We start from the raw sequence: 19,273 nt of genomic DNA on the forward strand, positions 1-19,273 counted from the left end.
CGGTGCCGATGGGTGCTTTTATACATCCATGGCATTCGACATTATTTTGACGCTTGCCACCATTGTGCTGTTCGTTATCATTCAATGGATAGCTCAGGTGGTGGATAAGCTATGACCTGGGAACTTACTGTAGGCGCGATTCTAGGGATCGCGGCCGTCATCTATTTGCTCATCGCTCTGTTGCACCCTGAGGACTTCTCATGACCGGGGTTATCGGCGGGTATATCCCGTTCGTCGCGGTATTCACGCTCCTCGCCGTGCTGTACGTCCCACTGGGCGGGTACATGGCAAAGGTTTTCACAGGAGCCAACGATCTCAAGATAGAGAAGGCCATCTACAAGGTGTTGGGGGTAGATTCTTCCGCCCGGCAAACTTGGCGCCGCTACGCCGGTAGCCTCTTGGCCTTCTCCATGTTTTCGATCATTGTCTTGTACCTACTGCAACGCCTCCAGCAGTACTTGCCGTGGGCGCACGGCATGGGCCCAGTAGATCCGGACCAAGCGTGGAATACTGCGGTCTCGTTTACAACCAATACCAACTGGCAGTCCTACTCCGGTGAAACTGCGATGTCGCAGCTGACGCAGATGCTCGGCATGACGGTCCAAAACTTCGTCTCCGGTGCCGTAGGCATTTCCGTCGCTGCTGCGCTTATCCGAGGGTTCGCGGCCCGTAACGGCGACGGGCGCATCGGTAACTTTTGGGTGGATCTTACCCGCGTCTGTCTGCGCATCCTCCTGCCCATGGCAACCTTGGGCGCGCTGTTTCTCATGACCCAGGGAGTCATCCAAAACCTGCAACCCCCGGAGACTTTTACCACAGTTACCGGCGCTACCCAGACCATCCCCGGCGGCGCTGTGGCCTCCCAAGAAGTCATCAAGGAACTGGGTACCAACGGTGGCGGATACTTCAATGCGAACTCGGCCCACCCGTTCGAGAACCCGACCGTGTGGTCCAACGCCCTGGAAATCTTCCTCATCCTTGTCATTCCGGTGTCTCTCACTCGCACATTCGGTCTCATGGTCCGCGATACCCGCCAGGGCTACGCCATTCTTTCCGCCATGGCGGTGTTGTACTTCCTGTCACTCGCTTCCGTCACCGCCCTCGAGGCCACTGCTTCCGGCGCTATCGGCGGCGGCATGGAAGGTCGCGAAATGCGGCTTGGTACCATCCCGTCTGCGCTGTTCGCGGTGACAACGACAATGACGTCGACCGGCGCAGTTGATTCATTCCACTCGAGTTACACTCCTCTCGGCGGCGGCCTTCTCATCTTAAATATGCTGCTCGGCGAAGTCTCTCCAGGCGGTGTCGGCACTGGGTTGTACGGCATGCTGGTCATGGCCATTCTGTCGGTGTTCATCGCCGGCCTTATTGTCGGGCGCACACCGGAATACCTGGGAAAGCGCATTGGCGTCGGCGAAATGATCAAGGTCTGCCTGTACGTCCTCGTGATGCCAACCCTCGTGCTGGGCGGAGTGGCACTATCCGTCCTTCTGCCAAGCACCCCAGACTCTCTATCCGCGGCGGGACCGCACGGTTTTAGCGACCTGGTCTACGCATTCACCTCCGCATCCAACAACAACGGTTCGGCATTCGCCGGATTCGGAGCAGACACCTGGTGGTTCAACATCTCCCTCGGTATGTGCATGCTGTTGGGGCGTTTTCTGCCCATCGTTATGGTCCTGGCAATTGCCGGCGCCATGGCCAAGCAACGCATCATCCCGACGACTTCGGGCACTCTGCCGACGCACAGCGGGCTATTCGTCGGCCTGCTGATAGGCGTCGTTCTCATCGTCGGTGCACTAACATTCCTTCCCACTCTCGTCCTAGGACCGATTTTGGAGGCGACTCTATGAGCTCGACCACATCTACTTTTTCCGCAGAGCAGATCAAGGCCACGGTGCCTTTGGCTCTGCGCAAGATGAGCCCGAAAGAGCTCGTTAAAACGCCGGTGATGTTCTTAGTAGAGGTGGGCGCTGTGTTCACCTTCATCATCGCCTGTACCCAACCGACTTTGTTTAGTTTCTCCATTTCTCTCTGGCTCTGGGCCACGGTGTTCTTCGCAACCTTTGCTGAAGCCTTCGCAGAAGGTCGCGGCAAGGCTCAGGCGGACGCTCTACGTCGATCGCGGACGACCACCACTGCCCGTCGCATCACCTCCACGGCCCTCGTCACCGCCGGGTCCGGCTCCGGCCGCACCAACGATGAGCTCAGCCCGGCCAACTACGAGACCGAAGAAGTCCCCTCAACCGAGCTGGCCAAAGAGGATGTCGTCCTCGTAGAAGCCGGTCAGACCATTCCAGCCGACGGCGACGTCATCGTTGGGGCGGCCTCCGTGGACGAGTCAGCCGTCACCGGCGAATCCGCCCCGGTCATCCGAGAATCTGGAGGCGACCGGTGCGCCGTCACCGGTGGTACCCGCGTGTTGTCTGACTGGGTCGTGGTCAAGGTCACCAACGAGCCCGGTCAGTCCTTCATGGACCGCATGATCGGTTTAGTCGAAGGCGCCAATCGCCAGAGGACCCCGAACGAGCTTGCCTTGTCCACGCTCCTCAACGTATTGACCCTGATATTCCTGCTCGTTGTCATGGCGCTAGCCCCGACCGCGGCATTTAATGGTGCGGCGCAGGATCCCCTGGTTCTTGTCGCCTTGTTGGTCTGCCTGATCCCAACCACCATCGGCGCGCTGTTATCCGCCATCGGCATCGCCGGCATGGACCGCCTGGTGCAGCACAATGTGCTGGCCATGTCCGGGCGTGCCGTCGAGGCTGCCGGTGACGTCTCCACTCTGTTGCTTGACAAGACGGGCACGATTACGGTCGGCGACCGCCAGGCCGTGAACGTAATTCCTGTGGGCGGGTACGACCAAGACGAGCTTCTATACAAGGTGCAGCTTTCCTCCATGGCCGACGAGACCCCGGAGGGACGTTCCATTGTCAAGCTGGCGGAAGCCGCCCGAGGTGAAATGCCAGAGGAACACTTTCGCAACCTCGAATTCATCGCATTTACTGCGCAGACCCGCATGTCGGGGGTGAAACTCAGCGATTCCGAAATGATCGTCAAAGGCGCGGCCAAGCAGATCATGACAACTGTCCGCGAGCTCGGCGGCACTGTTCCGGCAGAGACCGAGGACGTGGTCAACTCAATCAGTCAAGACGGCGGCACCGCACTCGTGGTCGCCGAGCTCATTAATGCCCCGGAGCCCGGATCCGATCCTCGTGAAGCGACCGCCAATTCCTCCTTGTCACGCGTCCTCGGTGTTATTCATCTTAAGGACATTGTGAAAGACGGCATGGTCGAGCGCTTCAAGACGCTGCGCGAGATGGGCATTCGTACCGTCATGATCACCGGTGACAACGAGCTGACTGCTCAAGCCATCGCCAAGGAAGCCGGCGTCGACGACGTTCTCGCCGAGGCTACTCCGGACCAAAAACTCGCGCTCATAAAAAAGGAGCAGGCCGGTGGTCACATGGTGGCCATGACCGGTGACGGCACCAACGATGCTCCGGCGTTGGCGCAGGCTGACGTGGGCGTGGCGATGAACACCGGTACGACCGCCGCCAAGGAAGCCGGCAACATGGTCGACTTGGACTCAGATCCGACGAAGCTCATCGACATCGTGGGAATCGGCAAGCAGCTGCTCATCACGCGCGGCTCCCTGACGACCTTTTCCATCGCGAACGACGTAGCAAAATACTTCGCCATCTTACCGGCGATGTTCATCACCGCATTCCCGGGGCTGCAAGCCCTCAACATCATGCACCTGCATTCTCCGACCTCGGCCATCTTGTCCGCTGTCATCTTCAACGCGCTCATTATCGTGGCGCTCATTCCGTTGGCGCTCAAGGGCGTGTCCTACCGCCCGGCCAGTGCTTCCGCACTGCTGCGCCGCAACCTACTCATTTTCGGCCTCGGTGGCTTCGTAGCCCCGTTCATTGGCATCAAGATCATCGACCTCATCATTGGTAATGGGTTAGGAATTTAAACCATGCACACTCCTCAGACTCCACAATCCGCGAGGGCACACTCAACGGCAACGGATGAGCCCATCAGCCACGACCTGACGCGCTCGGATGAATTCGGGAACAACCCGGATCTGTACCACGCTGCCGGCGCAAGTCCTTTTAGCACGGGATTCAACGTCCGCGCGCAATGGACTGCATTGCGAACACTGTTGGTGATGATGCTCATACTGGGCTTCATCTATCCCATGGTCCTCGTCGGCGTGGGCAAGCTATCCCCGGATAAGTCCAACGGTGGCCTCCTACGTGACACCAACAACGAGATCGTCGGCTCCCGCCTCATCGCCAACCCCGTCGAGGGAGACCAGTGGTTCCATCCGCGGCCGTCCGCCGCAGGCGACAATGGCTGGGACGCTATGTCTTCGTCCGCGTCCAACGCCGCCGTGGTATCGCAGGAATATCAGGACGAGATTGCAAAGCGCCGCGCAGAGGTCGCTGCCCGCGAGGGCGTGAGCGAAGACCACGTGCCTGTCGATGCCGTCACGGCTTCCGGCTCCGGTCTTGACCCGCACATCTCCACCGCGTACGCCGAGATCCAGGTGCCACGCATAGCCAAGGCCACCGGCCTAGGCGAGGACGATCTCCGTCAGCTTATCAAGGACAACCAGGTAGGGTTCATGAACTCCTTTACTGGAAGCCCGAATGGTGTGGCCGTCAACGTAGTCACACTCAACTACGACCTCGCTAAGCTTGTCGCCGAGTAATCCTCTTTTCGCCCCGTGCCCGCCCGCGCGGGGTCTGTCTTCGTCTTTCTCCCCTCGACACACGCCGCCCAGAATAAACACTCCCAAGGATATAATTGGTAACTATGTCTGCCTCTGAGTCTCCTCGAGCGACTACCGACTCTGCGCCCTTCGAGCCATCCCACAGCCACCGTGGAAAACTCAAAGTCTACCTTGGCTTTGCCCCCGGCGTGGGCAAGACCTGCGCCATGCTCAACGAAGCACATGAATTGCAGCGGCAGGGGCTTAACGTCATGGTCGGCGTCGTAGAAACGCACGGCCGGAAACGCACCGCGGAACTGGTCGAGGGTTTAACCGTCATCCCGCGAAAGAAAACCACCTATCGCGGGCGGGTCTTCGAAGAGCTAGATGTCGACGCCTGCTTGGCACTTGCTCCAGACGTGCTTCTCGTCGACGAGCTCGCGCACACCGTCGTCACCGGTGATGCCGAGTTCGCAGCCACAGAAGTCTCGCAAAAGCGTTGGCAGGACGTCTACACGCTGCTTGACGCCGGGATCGACGTCATCTCAACGCTCAACATCCAGCACCTCGAATCGCTCAACGACGTCGTAGCGGCGGTCACAAACACCCGGCAGCGTGAAACAATCCCCGATCAGGTGCTCCGCGATACCGACCACATCGAGCTGGTCGACTTATCCCCCGACTCGCTGCGTATCAGGCTCGCGCGGGGTGAGATCTACCACGGAGCCATGGCGACCAAGGCCCTGGAGAACTACTTCCGCTTGGGAAACCTGACTGCCCTGCGCGAATTGGCGCTGCTGTGGTTGGCTGACAAGGTCGAAGAAGGTCTCGCGGCCTACCGCGAGAACCACGAGATCGACTCGACATGGCCGACCCGCGAGCGCCTCATCGTAGCGGTGTCGGGCAGCGACGGGTCCGAAGCACTCATTCGGCGCGCCGCCCGTATCGCAGGAAGAGTTTCGGGCAGAGAAATGGTGGCGGTCTACGTCGCCAGCAACGAGGGTTTGACCTCCAACCAAACCCCTTCCGCGCTGCGCCGTCTGCAAGAGCTGGTGGAAGATCTCAATGGCCAGTGGCGCGTGCTCATCGGCGACGACGTCGCCGGCACGCTGTTGGAATACGCACGCTCTATCAACGCGTCGCAATTGGTTATCGGCCGCCGGCCACGCTGGGGGCACACTCTTGCCAATGGAGTTGCCGAGCGTGTGATCGATGGCTCGGGCACGATTGATGTCCACATCGTCTCCCTGTCCTCGTCAGATGACTCCCAGCCAAAACGGCCGCGGCGAGGCACGGTTTTCGGCCGAGTCCGCCTACTGACCGGTTGGTTTGCGGCGTTGCTCTTCCCCCCGGGGTTTACGGTGCTCATGTTGCTCTTTAATCCGGAGGAAAAGTTCTTGAGCCCCATCCTGCTGGGATTTCTCACCATCGTGGTCTTTAGCGCCATCGCGGCCGGCGTGTGGCCGGCGCTGCTCGCGGTCATCAGTGGTTCGCTGTTGGCCAACTGGTTCTTTACCGCTCCCACCCACACGTTGAGTATTACCGAGCCGGAGTCGATAACCTCGGTGGGCTTCTTCATCATCATCGCTCTGACCGTGGCGTATATCGTGGACTACGCTGAACGGCGCGCAGACGAAGCGAAACGACGTCAAACACAGGCCGTCATCATGGCAGACCTTGCGCGCGGCGTCATTTACGAGGGGGCGGATCTCAAATCACTATTGCGGCGACTTGGCGAGACTTTTTCGTTGGACAAGGTCCTCCTTCAGCGCTATTCCAGTGAAGACAAGAAGTGGTGGACCATCGAGTCCAACGCGGAGTCCTCGGATGTAGTTGTGGCACAGCAAAAAAGTCGTGCCGGTGAATCCGCCAACCACGTGGGGATCGGTGACTCACTGCGCCTAGTCATCGGCAACCGGGAACTCAGCCCGTCTGAGATCGATATGATCGAAGCCCACGGTGCTCGCATTACCGCCATTCTCGACCGGCAGGAAATGGAAGCGATGCGACGGGCGACCACAGCCCTGGAATCCTCCAACCGAGTCGGTTCCACGCTGCTCACCGCGGTCTCGCACGACCTACGAACGCCGCTAGCCGGCATCACCACGGCAGTCTCCGGACTCACGCTCGGCGACGTCGAAATCTCTGAGGCAGACCGTCAGGCCCTCATCAACACCATCGAGTCCTCGGCGCACCGTCTCGAGATAGTTATCAATCATCTGCTTGACATGTCTCGCCTCAATACGGGGATGCTTCGACCAAACTCGCAGGCTATTGATGTCGCGGACATCGTCGACGCTGCGCTCGATGAGCACAGCGTCTCTGCAGGAGGCGTGCGTGTGGACATCCCTGTCACGCTGCCCCCGATCCTCGCGGATTACGGCCTCGTCCAGCGCGTACTAGCAAACGTCATCGCCAACGCGGTCAACCACGGCGCGGGCACCCACATCGATATCACGGCGCGCGAGGCACACCTGGCCAGCGTGGCCGACGATGCCGCTTCAATCGGGCCTTCTGGCCTTCGCGACGACCATAACATCGTACAGATTAGGATTGCTGATCACGGCCCTGGCATTCCTCGAGACCAGTGGGATAGCTTGTTTCTGCCTTTCCAACGGCTATCAGATGACGCCTTGGGGCTCGGCCTGGGTCTGGCCGTGGCCCGTGGTTTCACTGAAGCCATGGGCGGACACATCTACCCCGCCGAGACCCCCGGTGGCGGCGCGACCATCGTCATCGAAATGCCTTGTACCTCTACACCCGAAGGTGGAAAGCAGTAGTGTCCCAACTCCATTCATCCTCTGCGGCACCCGAAGCCGACCAAGGGCCCCGCATCCTCATCGTTGAAGACGACCATACGCTAGCCCTTGCGGTTTCAATCAACCTCAAGGCGCGGGGTTATCAAGTTCGCGTTGCAAAGACAGCAGCCTCCGCCCTGAAAATCTCTGGGCAGTGGCAACCCCAGGCAGTTCTGTTGGACCTCGGCCTTCCGGACACGTCTGGTCTAGAAGTCCTGCGCTCGCTGCGCACATGGTCGACTGTGCCCGTCATCGTGGTCTCCGCCCGCCATGAACAAGAGGGCAAGATCAACGCCCTCGACGAGGGCGCCGACGACTACGTCACCAAACCGTTTTCCACTGGTGAGCTGCTCGCCCGGCTCCGATCCGCCCTACGCCGCGCCGCCACCGCCTTCGCCACCGAACGAGTGAACCCCGTACTCGTCTCCTCGGATAACCGGTTGCGCCTCGACCTTGCCCAATCAAGTGTCTACGTGGATGACTCACGCATCCACCTCACACCCATTCAATGGAAAATCGTCGAATACATGGCCCGCAACTACGAGTCTCTCGTCAAAAGCACCGATTTGCTACAGGCAGTGTGGGGCAAAAACTATGAGCGAGAGACCAATTATCTGCGCGTGTACATGTCGCAACTGCGCCACAAGCTCGAGCCGGATCCGTCACGTCCGCGCTATTTCCTCACTGAGCCGGGCTTGGGCTATCGCCTTAATGGCTTCGCCCCCGCATGATGGCCAAAGTCGCGAGCGGGATGATGATCGTCACGACGGCAACGTCGAGGGCGCGCACGTACATGTTCATGTCGGCCTGCTCGTGGATATCGTCGCGCGTGATGTAGACGGACTTGCCCGTATCTGCGCGCGTCGTCGCCAGGTTCATCTCCGCCGGGTTCGCCTGAAATGCTTCGAAGTCGAAGGCAGTTCCTTGTCCGAGGAGCGCTCGTAGATATACTCCGCGTTGAAATACCCCGTGCCGCGCAGCACCGAGGCCACCCCGCCGAAGCTCGGGTTATGGGCGAAGTCCACGAAGGAATCCTTCGCCCGCCACGCGTCGCGCGAAAGGTAATTCACGGTGTGCGAGGACCCCGCGGACACGCCGCCCACCCAGCCAAACTGCACGTCTTCCTCGATGAGCTTGACCACGCAGGCCGCCGCCTTCAAAAATCAGGGCGGTATCTTTTGCATCAATCACGTTGTTTTACCGTACGCGGCTGCTTACGATGTTCACATGGGATTACTTGACGCGCTCCGCTCGCTCACCGGCCCCAAGGCCCCGCGCCTCGCCACGCCCGAGGCTGGCGCGCCCGTCGTCGAGGTCGACCATCTCGCGGTCCACACCGCCGGAACCTTGCTCATCGTCGTCACCGACTCTTCCGGCGCCGCAGCCCTCCGCGAGGTCGCCCGCGCCGCCGAGCCCGCCTGGCTTGCCGATGCCCCCACCCGCGTCTTCTTCTCCCCCTCCCCGCGCCCCGAGGTTCCGGTCCGCGATCCCAAGAAAGGCTGGGCCATCCCGCTCGACCCGGACACGCGCGCCACACTCCTAGAGACCCTGCGCGCCGAGCCGGGCGACTACGAGCTGTCCAAAACCCTTGCCATCTCCGTGGAGTAATCATGCTCATTCTTCCCTTCAACGGCCTCCGTCCCCGCATCCACCGCAGCGCGTTTATCGCGCCGAACGCCACGATTATCGGCGACGTAGAAATCGGCCCCGACGCTTCCGTCTTTTACGGCACGGTCCTGCGTGCCGACGTCGGCGCCATCCGCATTGGCGCACGCACGAATATCCAGGACAATTGCGTACTCCACGTCGACTGCGACGCAGACTGCATCCTCGAAGACGACGTGACTGTAGGTCACATGGCGATGGTCCACGGCGCACACGTCGAATCCGGAACGCTCGTGGGTATGCAGGCCACTGTGCTCTCGCGCTCGCATGTCGGTACCGGCTCGCTCATCGCCGGCGGCGCCGTGGTCCTCGAAGGCCAGCAGATCCCGGCGCGCTCGCTCGCTGCTGGCGTGCCCGCCAAGGTCCGCCGCGAGCTGAGCCCCGAGGAATCCGCCGCGTTTATCCCGCACGCCGCGCGATACGTCGAGACCGCCCGCGGCCAGGCGCCCGAGTCCGAGTCCCTGCGTCTCGAGGACGTCTCGTTCTAGAGCGAGACCACACCCATGATGATGAGGAAAACCGCAACCGCGTAGCCCGAGTACAGCGCGACCTGGGTCGAGTTGCGGCGCGCAGCCGCGAAGACGCGCCCGGCTGGGCTGTCCGGGTAGTGGCGCACCATCGCGAGTCCCAGGCCACAGAGCGTGGGCAGGCTCAACGCCAGGCAGGCGTAGAGCAGGCCTGCGCTCACCCGCGAGCTCACCGAAAGATCGCCTGCGGCCAAGTGCATGAGGCCGTAGTAGAACGGCACCGAGGTGAGCGATTGGATAATGCCCATCGCGAAGCCGACAAGCGCCGTAAGCAACGACGGGGTGCGCAGCGGGCCTAGGAGTTTCTCCACGAGCGGGTTCGACTCGCCTTTGGAGCGCCACGCGCCGAGCGCGAGGAGGACGCCGACCACGATGAGCACGATGCCCGCGATGGGCGAGTCGAGCACCGAGATGATCTGGTCCTTGATGCCAAGGAAGATAGAGAACACGAGCGCCGTCGCGGCAAGCACGCCCAGCCAGTCTCCCACAACCACGAGCGTAGCGATCTTGCGATACATCCCGCGCGGCAGCATGATGCCAATCGCGACGAGGATGCCGATGAGCAGCGCATTCACGGAGTCAAGGAGAGCATAAAGGACGGCATGGAGCATGCGCGCAAGTCTACAGCGCTTATGCAGCGCCTCCCCAAACCGATCCCAAATCGAAAACTTGCATAGCAACTGCAAGTTTGCGTAAGATGTGCAATATTGCAGAAGTAACGCAAACTTAATCAAAGGAAGTCTGTACATGTCGAAATTCCTCTACCGGCTCGGTAGTTGGTCATACCGAAAAGTGTGGCCATTTCTCGCGTTCTGGCTCGTAGTCCTCGTGGGCTTCGGTGGCCTCGCGGGCGCTTTTGCCAAGTCCCCTACCCCAACCTTTTCCATGCCTGACATGGATTCCACCGTCACTCAGGAAAAGATGATGGAGCGCTTCGGTAATGAAACCGATGCCATGAGCGCGCCTAGCGCCACCATCACCATTCAAGCTCCAGAAGGCGAAAAGCTCAGTGACAAAGAAGTCATGGGCGAGGTCGATTCCATGATCGAGGAGTTGCAAGGCACGGACGCGCTGCGCGATTCCGACAAGATTGTCAATCCCGTCATGGCCGCGATGGGCATGGAAAAGCAGCTGACTGAAAAGATGTCGGCGCAGGGCATGCCTGAAGAGCAGATCCAAGAAAACCTGGCTGCCTTATCCCCGCTCAGCGAGGATAAGCGCACAGGCACCATCTCCATCGAATTCGATGCAGATACCGTCACCGACATCCCGCAAGAAGAGATGGCTGCGGTCACGGATATTCTGCGCGACTACGACGAGGGCGACCTCACTGTGAAATACGGCGGCAACGCCTTCAACGGCGCCACCGAGATGAACATGGTCTCCGAGGTCATCGGCCTCATCGTCGCGGCCGTCGTGCTGCTTATTACCTTCGGCTCGTTCGTAGCCGCAGGCATGCCGCTTATCTCCGCCGTCATTGGCGTGGGCGTCGGCCTGCTGGGCGTCCAGCTCGCCACCATCTTCACGGACTCTGTCTCCGATCAGACCCCGATGCTGGCCTCCATGATCGGTCTCGCAGTGGGCATCGACTATGCCCTGTTCATCGTCGCTCGCTTCCGCAACGAGCTGATTACCTCCTCTGGTCTCAATGACTTGAACCCCAAGGAGCTGGCCGCAGAGCTTAAGAAGATGGACAAGGCTACCCGCGCACATGCAATGGGCATGGCGCTCGGCACCGCCGGTTCCTCCGTCATTTTCGCCGGCATCACCGTGGTCATCGCCCTCGCCGCGCTGACCATCATTGGCATTCCGTTCCTTTCCACCATGGCCATCGCAGCCGCAGCCACCGTGGTCATCGCGGTCTGCGTAGCACTTTCCTTCCTACCGTCCCTCCTCGGCCTGTTGGGCACCAAGATCTTCGCAGGTCGCGTTCCCGGTCCTAAGGTTCCGGATCCAGAAGATGAAAAGCCAACGATGGGCCTAAAGTGGGTACGCCGCGTGCGTGCGCATCCATTCCTGCACCTAGTTGCCGGCGTGCTGTTGCTGGGCATCCTCGCACTTCCGGCTGCCAACTTGCGCCTTGCGATGCCGACAGATGGCACCTCCAAGCTAGGCACCCCCCAGCGCGATGCCTACGAGATGACCGAGGAGGCATTCGGCCCGGGACGCAATGCTCCGATGATCGCTTTCGTCGACGTCGCGAACGTCGCCGAGCAAGACCGCCTGCCTGCATTCCAGCAGATCCTGCAGGAATTCAATGACACCGAAGGCGTCGTCAATGCCCAGATCGTGGCAACCACCGACTCCCAAGATGCCGCGCAGATCATGATCACCCCGTCCACCGGCGCGACCGATGAGGAAACCACCCAGACCTTGGAGCGTCTGCGTGATTACCAGGGCGAGTTCAGCGAAAATACCGGCGGTAGCTACGGCATCACCGGCATTACCCCAATCTTCGATGACATTTCGCAGAAGCTTTCCGACGTCCTGGTCCCCTACATCGCCATCGTCCTGGGCCTCGCCTTCCTGGTGCTGCTATTGGTATTCCGCTCCATCTGGGTACCGCTGATTGCCGCGGCCGGCTTCGGCCTATCAATGGCCGCCACGTTCGGCATCACCGTCGCTATCTTCCAGGAAGGCATGTTCGGCATCATCGATGACCCACAGCCACTGCTTTCCTTCCTGCCGATCATGCTCATCGGCCTGACCTTTGGCCTGGCGATGGACTACCAGGTCTTCCTGGTTACCCGCATGCGTGAAGGATTTGTCCACGGCAAGACGGCAGGCAACGCCACCTCCAACGGATTCAAGCATGGCGCCCGCACCGTGACCGCGGCGGCGCTGATCATGATCTCCGTGTTCGCGGCCTTCATGCTCATCGACCTCCCCTTCATCAAGACCATGGGCTTCGCACTCGCAGTCGGCGTCTTCATGGACGCGTTCGTCGTACGCATGATGCTGATTCCGGCCACCATGTTCCTACTCGATGACAAGGCGTGGTGGATGCCAAAGTGGCTGGCGAAGATTCTGCCCAACCTCGATGTAGAAGGAGAAGCCCTGAGCGCGCAGCGGGAAGAACTCCAACAATTCCAGCGCGATAAGGTAGAAGCAAAGTCCACCGGAAAAGGAGCATAAAAATGGCGAGCTTGCGGGAAGCAAAAAAGCGGGCCACGCGCCACGCCATCGCAGATTCTGCCGCACGCCTGGTGCTCGCTGAAGGAGCGGAAAAACTCACCGTGGCGCGCATTGCGGAGGTCGCCGGGGTCTCCCCACGTACCTTCCACAACTACTTCACCTCTGCTTCCGATGCGCTTTTGTTTTTCACCGCAAGCGTCCTTGAGTCCTTCTCGGAAAATATCGACGAGCTCTATCCCGAGGCTGACATCAACGAGTTCTTTGAGCACCTAGTCTCGGATATTCTGGAATCCGAGGACGAAAACCTGCATTCGATTGCTACCTTGGTGGCCATCGGCGAGAGTCTCGAAGGGCTTAGCCACACTGCCGAAGAGCGTCAACGCTACGAGTCTTGTGCCGAAGACATCCTGAAGTCCTTCAGCACGCGAATGGCCGACTTTTCCGAAAGAGAAATGCGCGTCATTTTGACTGCCCATGGCGCGGCCGCACGCCTTGCCCTGATGGAAATCAATGCCGCAGAAAAGGAAGGCCATGCTTTGAGCATTGAAGAAAAGAAGCAAATCGTCAGCGAATGCCTTGCAGCGCTGAAAAAGATTTCCTAATCGATTTCTCAAGCACTGCGCTTTCCTGCAGTTCACTGAAAATTCACCCCGGACCGGCGGCGACACCTGCCGGTACCGGGGTACTGTCGTATAAGTCGTATTTTCCGCCCACAGGCCTCGCTCCTCCGGGCAAAGATAGACCTTCCTGTCAGCGCATGTTCGCATGCATCCCTCGAGTAAGTTTGGAGTGTTCACAGTGAAGATTGCGATTCTGGGCGGCGACGGTTTCTGTGGATGGCCAGCATCCCTCTATCTGTCCGACCAGAGCCATGACGTCATCATCGTGGATAATCTCTCACGCCGCGCTATCGACGAGGAACTCGGCGCGAGTTCGTTAACCCCCATCGTCTCGATTGAGGAACGCATCGCGGCATGGCATGAGGTCTCCGGCAAGACCATCGCTTTCCACAACTTGGACGTTGCTCAGGACTACGACGCTTTGCTCGACTTCCTGGTAACTGAACAACCGGATGCAGTAGTGCACTTTGCTGAGCAGCGCGCTGCTCCTTATTCCATGAAGAATTCGCGTACCAAGCGTTACACGGTGGATAACAACATCAACGCCACCCATAACCTGCTGGCCGCCATCGTGGAATCCGGCCTCGACATCCACGTGGCTCACCTCGGCACCATGGGCGTCTACGGCTACGGCACCGCGGGCATGGAAATCCCGGAAGGCTACCTCGACGTACAGGTCAAGGTGGAGGGCCAGGAGCCAATCGAGCAGTCCATCCTCTACCCTTCCAACCCAGGCTCGGTCTACCACATGACCAAGGTGCTGGATCAGCACCTTTTTGCCTACTACGTCAAAAACGATGAGCTGCGCGTCACCGACCTACACCAGGGCATCATCTGGGGTACTCACACCGAGCAAACACTTAAAGACGAGCGCCTCATCAACCGCTTCGACTACGACGGCGACTATGGCACGGTGCTCAACCGCTTCCTCATCCAGGCAGGTATCGGTTACCCGCTGACTGTCCACGGCACCGGTGGCCAGACCCGCGCTTTCATCCACATCCGCGACATGGTCCGCTGCATCGAATTGGCTCTGGAGAATCCACCGGCCAAGGGCGAACGCGTAAAGATCATCAACCAGATGACAGAAACCCATCGCGTGCGCGACCTTGCAGAACTCGTCGCCGAGCTTTCCGGTGCGAAGCTCGCCATGGTGCCGAACCCGCGCAAGGAATCGGCAGAAAACGAGCTGCACGTTTCCAACAACACCTTCTTGGAACTTGGCCTTGAGCCAACTACCTTGAGCGAGGGGCTCCTCCACGAGATCGAGGAGGTAGCAAGGCGCTACGCGGACCGCGTGGATCGCTCCAAGATTCCAGCGCAGTCGCTGTGGACGAAGCAGCAACAGGTTGGAATTCCGGAGGAATTCCTCGACAAGGCCGCTCACTAACCCCACTTTTAAACCGTGCGCATCGCAATCGTTACCGAGGTCTTTCTCCCGAAGATCGACGGAGTAGTCACCCGCCTGACCAAGACCCTAGAGCAGCTTGCTCTTCTAGGCCACGAGGTAAAAATTTTCGCCCCGGGCAATCCTCCGAAAAGTTTTGCAGGCTTTGAGGTTTCCCCGATCCCCAGCCTTTCCTTACCGGTCTACCCGGAGATCAAATTCGGTCTTCCAACTTGGGGATTCTTCAGGGAAATCCGCGAATGGGACCCAGACGTAATTCATGCCGTCAACCCCATTTGGACTGCCGCACTAGGCGTCTTCGCTGCCCGGCGCGATGCGGTCCCGCTGGTGGCAAGCTTTCACACCAACGTCCCGGAATATGTTGACGCTCTCGGCATCGGGTGGACACGCCCGCTGACAGAGCATGCGATCACCTACCTACACAACCAGGCCGCGGTGAACCTGTGCACGTCTGCTCCCATGGTGGATAAGGCCCGCATGATTGGGATGCACAACGTGAAGTTGTGGCCAAAGGCCGTAGACACTCAGACCTACCACCCGAAAAAATCCACACTAGTCATGCGTGAGCGCCTCAGCGCAGGTAATCCCGACGCACCGCTTCTTACCTATATCGGCCGCATTTCCAAAGAAAAGGACCTGGAGCGGCTCGCCAACGTAACAAAACTCGTGCGCCAGGAAGTACCCGCGGCACGCTTGGCCATCGTGGGCGCTGGCCCCTATCTGGAGCAGCTCAAGAAGTCCTTCGACCCCGAAGTCACTGTCTTTACCGGCTATTTGTCCGGCGAAAAGCTCGCGCAAGCATTCGCTTCCGGTGACGTTTTCCTCTTCCCCTCAGCGACGGAGACTTTAGGCTTGGTTGCCCTTGAATCCTTTGCTGCCGGAGTGCCTGTCATCGGTACAAACGCCGGCGGCATCCCTTTCGTCATCGACGAAGGCGAAACCGGTCACCTCATCGATCGCGATGCTTCCGACGCCGAATGGGCCGCAGCTGCGATTAGCCTATTGACAGATCCCGCGCGACGCGCCCGCATGGGTCAGGCCGCGCGTACCGAAGCAGAGCGCTATTCATGGTTAGAATCCACAAAGGCACTCGTTGCCGCTTATGAAGAAGCGATAGATAATCCCTACCGACGCTGAGGAAGTTTCACGCCCCATGCCATTGCCACCGTTGCCACTGCCTGAAAACCAGGAAGAAATTTACTCCGCCGGCGCCTTCGTGCAAGCAGGTATCGATGCGGAATTTACAAAGCAGCTAGGCGAGGTTGAAGCGACGGAGTTCAACTTCCAGCCTTCCCCGAGCGCTGATGGGACTACCGAATTGGACCAAAAGGTCCAGGTTCGCTTCAACACTGCGCAGGGAATACGCGATTTTCCAGGCATGCGCCTTGCCACCATCAAGGATGGCATTCTCACCTGGTGCGCGGAAGGTGCGCGTCAAGCGCCCATCGCGGAGTTCCACGAACCGCAACCTTTCGAGTTCTCACTGCTTAATATCGCGCGCTTTCTCGTGGGCAACGCCCCGGTCGCCCGGGTACCGCAGGGCGATCACGACGCCGTGGTGGCCATTGCGTTCAACAGTCTTCCGCACGATACGGCCAGCACTATCTCCTTAGGACTTGAGCGTTTCAGCGGCGGCATCGACGAGCGCTTGGCCTTGCTGAACCTCGCGCAAGCGCGCCGGCTCGAAGCTGATTCCGCGCCGGGTAACGCCAAGGGCGGCGCCACAGCGGAGACAATCACGCTCAGCGATGGCACCAGCGTGCATTTGAGCGCCAAGGATGCACCGGGTGGCCAGCGCATCGTTGGCATCCGCAAGGCCCATTCGGGTGTGCTGCCAGAGCACGTGCTTGCCGACGCCCATTTCACCGCCGTTGAGCACCAGTTCTACCTGGAGTCGCGCTTTCCTGATGCCGCCGTGCAGTTTGATGCCGCGACGGCCACCGCGATGCTTTCTACCTCGACCGGTTCGACGCCCGTCGATGCTCATCTCATCGCAACGGTCGACTCCGATGAGTTCACGTGGGCGTGGGCTGATCCGGACTATGCGGGCACGCATTCCGCACGCGCTTCCTTCAACTTGCAGCGCTTCGGGCGCGATAACTGCGTCCCAGATCTTGTCCGGCCTTGCCTACCAATGGAGTGGGCGAAGGACGCCTTTCTTCCGCAGATTGCGATGCCCATCCTCGGCGCATGGACTTTGCTGACCGTACAGCTGGGGGAAAAGACCGGTATCCTCCTAGCGAGCTCGCCTACGCTGACGTTGCCTGCCCCTACTCCGGAAGTTGCCGAGGCAGTGCTGGCCGTCGACCTTCCTGCAGGCTGCGACGCCGAACGCGCCCGTGCCGCTTACGCCGCTAACCGCGGCGTCGCCAGTTGGTAAAGCATTAGTGCCAGCATCTAGGCGTTGGCGATAACCTCGCGGAATTCGGCGGCCTCTCCCGCTGCGGGGAACGCGGCATCATGCGTTTTATCTACCAGGACCGCACGCACGCCTTCGACAAAATCTGGCCGGCGCAACATGTGCTTGCCCAAAGCCAGCTCCATGCGCAGGGCCTCACGGACGTCTTTCGCTTTGGCTTCCCCAGCGAAAAGTTCTGTAGCCGCAACCAAAGATGAAGGGCTAGCCTTTTCGGTAAGTTTTGCAAAGACCTCTGCCAGCTGCGGATGGGCAGGAAGCGCTTGCTTGATATCGGCCCATGTATCAAAGGCAAAGACTTCATCGATGTCATCAATGAGCTCTGCTAGCTCTGGTTTACCTTCCGGTTTAATCGCGTGCTTTTCTGCAGCGGCATCGACGCCTACGGCAATAACATCATCGATGAATGCCTGGGGGCTTTCGATGACGTGCGTCGCCAAGCCAGCCCAGAGCATATCTGCGGCATACATACGGTAGCCGCTAAGGCCCCAAAACTTTGCCAGTGCGGGATCGGATTTTCCACGGGTGCCAATCATGCGTTGGGCCATGTAGGCGACACCGACGTCAGTGATGTAGCCAATTGCCATCTCTGGCATCGAAGCAAATGCTTTGTCGGTGACGATTCGGTGCGAACCGTGGGCGGAAATTCCTAGTCCGCCTCCCATGACGACGCCGTCGATAACGGAGATATAGGGCTTGGGATACTCGGCGATATCACCATTCAGTTTGTACTCTTTTTCAAAGAATTCATCCACTTGTCCCCAACGTTCCTCCAAGACTCCGTCGCGGGCGGCACGCACGTCACCTCCAGCACAAAAGGCCTTGGGGCTTCGCGAGTGAACCAGCACTTGTTGGACATTTTCGTCCTCGCGCCACTGGGAAAGAGCTTGGCGAATAATGTCAAGCATCTCAGGATTTAAACTATTGAGCGCGCGCGGCCGATCCAGCTCGATAACTCCGGTATGGTTGCGAACTGATACTTTCACTGGCTCGGCGTGAGAACTTGTTTCTACAGCACTATTATTCTCAGACATGCCCTCCAGTGTGGCATATCACATTAGATACGGCTACCCCGATAAATCACAGATTGGTGGACGATTTGGCCCCGCAGCTCATTGCACTAGACATGGACGGCACTCTCTTAAACCCAGAGGGTCAACTTCCACATGACTTTGCGGAACTTAAGGCACTCGCTGCCGAAAATGAGTCCGTTCTAATCCCGGCGTCGGGCCGCCAGCTTGCCACCTTGCAGAAGATGTTCCCCGACTTTGACGCCTTCATCGCCGAAAACGGTGCGGTGGTCATGCGCGACAATGAGATCATTGCGTCCTTTCCCCTACCCGCTGCAGCTGTGCGTCGCGTTCTAGCGGCATCGTCTGAGTTCCCTGCGGAGCACACGTTGGTTCTGTGCACCCCGGAGCGCGCGTTTATTAAACGCGATATCCCAGAGCACGCGGTTCAGGAAATCACCAAGTATTACAGTGCGGTTAAGTGGGTGGAGTCCCTCGATGAGGTGCCGCTCGATAACGTCATTAAAATTGCGGCCTACTGTAAGGACGGCTCGGAGACCAACCTCGCGCCCAAGGTTCGGGAGGCTGTTCCCGAGCAGACCGTGGCTATCTCCGGCAAGGTCTGGCTCGACGTCATGGCGGACGGCGTCGACAAGGGCAAGGCGTTGACTGCTATGGCCAAGCTTAGCGACGTCGCGCTTTCCGAGACCGCCGCCTTCGGTGATTTCTTAAACGACTATGAGCTTTTGCGTGCCGCGGGCCTAGCGGTAGCAATGGAAAACGCGCATCCACAGTTGAAGGAGATCGCAGATATTATCGCCCCGTCCAATGCAGACAACGGTGTGTCCACGGTTCTGCGCAAGCTGTTCGCGGAGTCTGCTACCAGCAATTTAGGCACAAGTTAGGTTGCCCAAATAAGGGTGAGTACTCTTCCCCATTTTTTAGGATTCATTTACCAACGCGGGCTAGAA

18 protein-coding genes are annotated in these 19,273 nt (G+C 59.4%); 14 read left to right on the forward strand and 4 right to left on the reverse strand.

Features of this window, described 5'->3' with window-relative positions:
• Positions 1-111: 111 nt before the first annotated feature.
• From WM42_RS13820 to WM42_RS02360, 6 genes are all read left to right on the forward strand, one after another.
• Complete coding sequence (locus WM42_RS13820) at positions 112-204, forward strand: potassium-transporting ATPase subunit F (protein WP_061921406.1); 93 nt, start codon at positions 112-114, stop codon at positions 202-204.
• The gene (gene kdpA, locus WM42_RS02340) at positions 201-1,853 is read left to right on the forward strand and encodes a potassium-transporting ATPase subunit KdpA (protein WP_061921404.1); all 1,653 of its coding nucleotides are present in this window, start codon (positions 201-203) and stop codon (positions 1,851-1,853) included. The genes WM42_RS13820 and kdpA overlap by 4 nt, the downstream gene beginning before the upstream one ends.
• A complete protein-coding gene (kdpB, locus tag WM42_RS02345) occupies positions 1,850-3,982 on the forward strand; it encodes a potassium-transporting ATPase subunit KdpB (protein ID WP_062035549.1) in 2,133 nt (710 codons plus the stop codon). The genes kdpA and kdpB overlap by 4 nt, the downstream gene beginning before the upstream one ends.
• A gap of 3 nt (positions 3,983-3,985) precedes the next feature.
• Positions 3,986-4,723, forward strand: coding sequence for a potassium-transporting ATPase subunit C (locus WM42_RS02350; protein WP_082787613.1), 738 nt, complete (start codon positions 3,986-3,988; stop codon positions 4,721-4,723).
• 104 nt (positions 4,724-4,827) lie between these two features.
• A complete protein-coding gene (locus WM42_RS02355) occupies positions 4,828-7,503 on the forward strand; it encodes a DUF4118 domain-containing protein (protein ID WP_062035550.1) in 2,676 nt (891 codons plus the stop codon).
• Positions 7,503-8,252: a response regulator gene (locus WM42_RS02360; protein ID WP_062035551.1), complete on the forward strand. Its 750-nt coding sequence runs from the start codon at positions 7,503-7,505 to the stop codon at positions 8,250-8,252. Before WM42_RS02355 ends, WM42_RS02360 begins: the two co-directional genes overlap by 1 nt.
• Here the strand turns inward: WM42_RS02360 and WM42_RS13495 are convergent.
• Entirely contained in the window at positions 8,230-8,400 is a 171-nt protein-coding gene (locus WM42_RS13495) for a hypothetical protein (protein ID WP_201057402.1), read from the reverse strand. The two genes, WM42_RS02360 and WM42_RS13495, sit on opposite strands and share 23 nt — an antisense overlap.
• Positions 8,397-8,663, reverse strand: coding sequence for a patatin-like phospholipase domain-containing protein (locus WM42_RS13500; RefSeq protein ID WP_062035552.1), 267 nt, complete (start codon positions 8,661-8,663; stop codon positions 8,397-8,399). The genes WM42_RS13495 and WM42_RS13500 overlap by 4 nt, the downstream gene beginning before the upstream one ends.
• Between WM42_RS13500 and WM42_RS02370 the strand changes: the two genes are divergently transcribed.
• Entirely contained in the window at positions 8,650-9,129 is a 480-nt protein-coding gene (locus WM42_RS02370) for a hypothetical protein (RefSeq protein WP_235591294.1), read from the forward strand. The genes WM42_RS13500 and WM42_RS02370 overlap by 14 nt on opposite strands.
• A 2-nt stretch (positions 9,130-9,131) precedes the next feature.
• On the forward strand, positions 9,132-9,674 hold the full coding sequence (locus tag WM42_RS02375; RefSeq protein WP_062035554.1) for a gamma carbonic anhydrase family protein: 543 nt from the start codon (positions 9,132-9,134) through the stop codon (positions 9,672-9,674).
• Here WM42_RS02375 and WM42_RS02380 read toward each other — a convergent pair.
• Positions 9,671-10,324 carry a hypothetical protein gene (locus WM42_RS02380; RefSeq protein ID WP_062035555.1) on the reverse strand — a complete coding sequence of 218 codons (654 nt, stop codon included), beginning with the start codon at positions 10,322-10,324 and terminating at the stop codon, positions 9,671-9,673. The two genes, WM42_RS02375 and WM42_RS02380, sit on opposite strands and share 4 nt — an antisense overlap.
• Positions 10,325-10,460: 136 nt before the next feature.
• Between WM42_RS02380 and WM42_RS02385 the strand changes: the two genes are divergently transcribed.
• The 5 genes from WM42_RS02385 to WM42_RS02405 all read left to right on the forward strand — a co-directional run bounded on the left by WM42_RS02385 (position 10,461) and on the right by WM42_RS02405 (position 17,256).
• Positions 10,461-12,848: an MMPL family transporter gene (locus WM42_RS02385; RefSeq protein WP_062035556.1), complete on the forward strand. Its 2,388-nt coding sequence runs from the start codon at positions 10,461-10,463 to the stop codon at positions 12,846-12,848.
• Between the two features lie 2 nt (positions 12,849-12,850).
• Positions 12,851-13,450 (forward strand): TetR/AcrR family transcriptional regulator, encoded by a 600-nt coding sequence (locus WM42_RS02390; RefSeq protein WP_061921380.1) that lies wholly within the window; start codon positions 12,851-12,853, stop codon positions 13,448-13,450.
• Positions 13,451-13,646: 196 nt separating this feature from the next.
• Positions 13,647-14,858, forward strand: coding sequence for an NAD-dependent epimerase/dehydratase family protein (locus tag WM42_RS02395; RefSeq protein WP_061921377.1), 1,212 nt, complete (start codon positions 13,647-13,649; stop codon positions 14,856-14,858).
• 15 nt (positions 14,859-14,873) lie between these two features.
• The gene (locus WM42_RS02400; protein ID WP_062035557.1) at positions 14,874-16,013 is read left to right on the forward strand and encodes a glycosyltransferase family 4 protein; all 1,140 of its coding nucleotides are present in this window, start codon (positions 14,874-14,876) and stop codon (positions 16,011-16,013) included.
• A gap of 16 nt (positions 16,014-16,029) precedes the next feature.
• Positions 16,030-17,256: a DUF6882 domain-containing protein gene (locus tag WM42_RS02405; protein WP_062035558.1), complete on the forward strand. Its 1,227-nt coding sequence runs from the start codon at positions 16,030-16,032 to the stop codon at positions 17,254-17,256.
• 17 nt (positions 17,257-17,273) lie between these two features.
• Here the strand turns inward: WM42_RS02405 and WM42_RS02410 are convergent, their stop codons facing one another.
• Positions 17,274-18,326 carry a 3-hydroxyisobutyryl-CoA hydrolase gene (locus tag WM42_RS02410; protein WP_062035559.1) on the reverse strand — a complete coding sequence of 351 codons (1,053 nt, stop codon included), beginning with the start codon at positions 18,324-18,326 and terminating at the stop codon, positions 17,274-17,276.
• A 56-nt stretch (positions 18,327-18,382) separates the two neighbouring features.
• Here WM42_RS02410 and WM42_RS02415 point away from each other — a divergent pair, with 56 nt between their 5' ends.
• The gene (locus WM42_RS02415; protein WP_235591295.1) at positions 18,383-19,207 is read left to right on the forward strand and encodes an HAD family hydrolase; all 825 of its coding nucleotides are present in this window, start codon (positions 18,383-18,385) and stop codon (positions 19,205-19,207) included.
• Positions 19,208-19,273: the final 66 nt, after the last annotated feature.

Source organism: Corynebacterium simulans (assembly GCF_001586215.1).
Taxonomy (GTDB): Bacteria; Actinomycetota; Actinomycetes; order Mycobacteriales; family Mycobacteriaceae; genus Corynebacterium; species Corynebacterium simulans.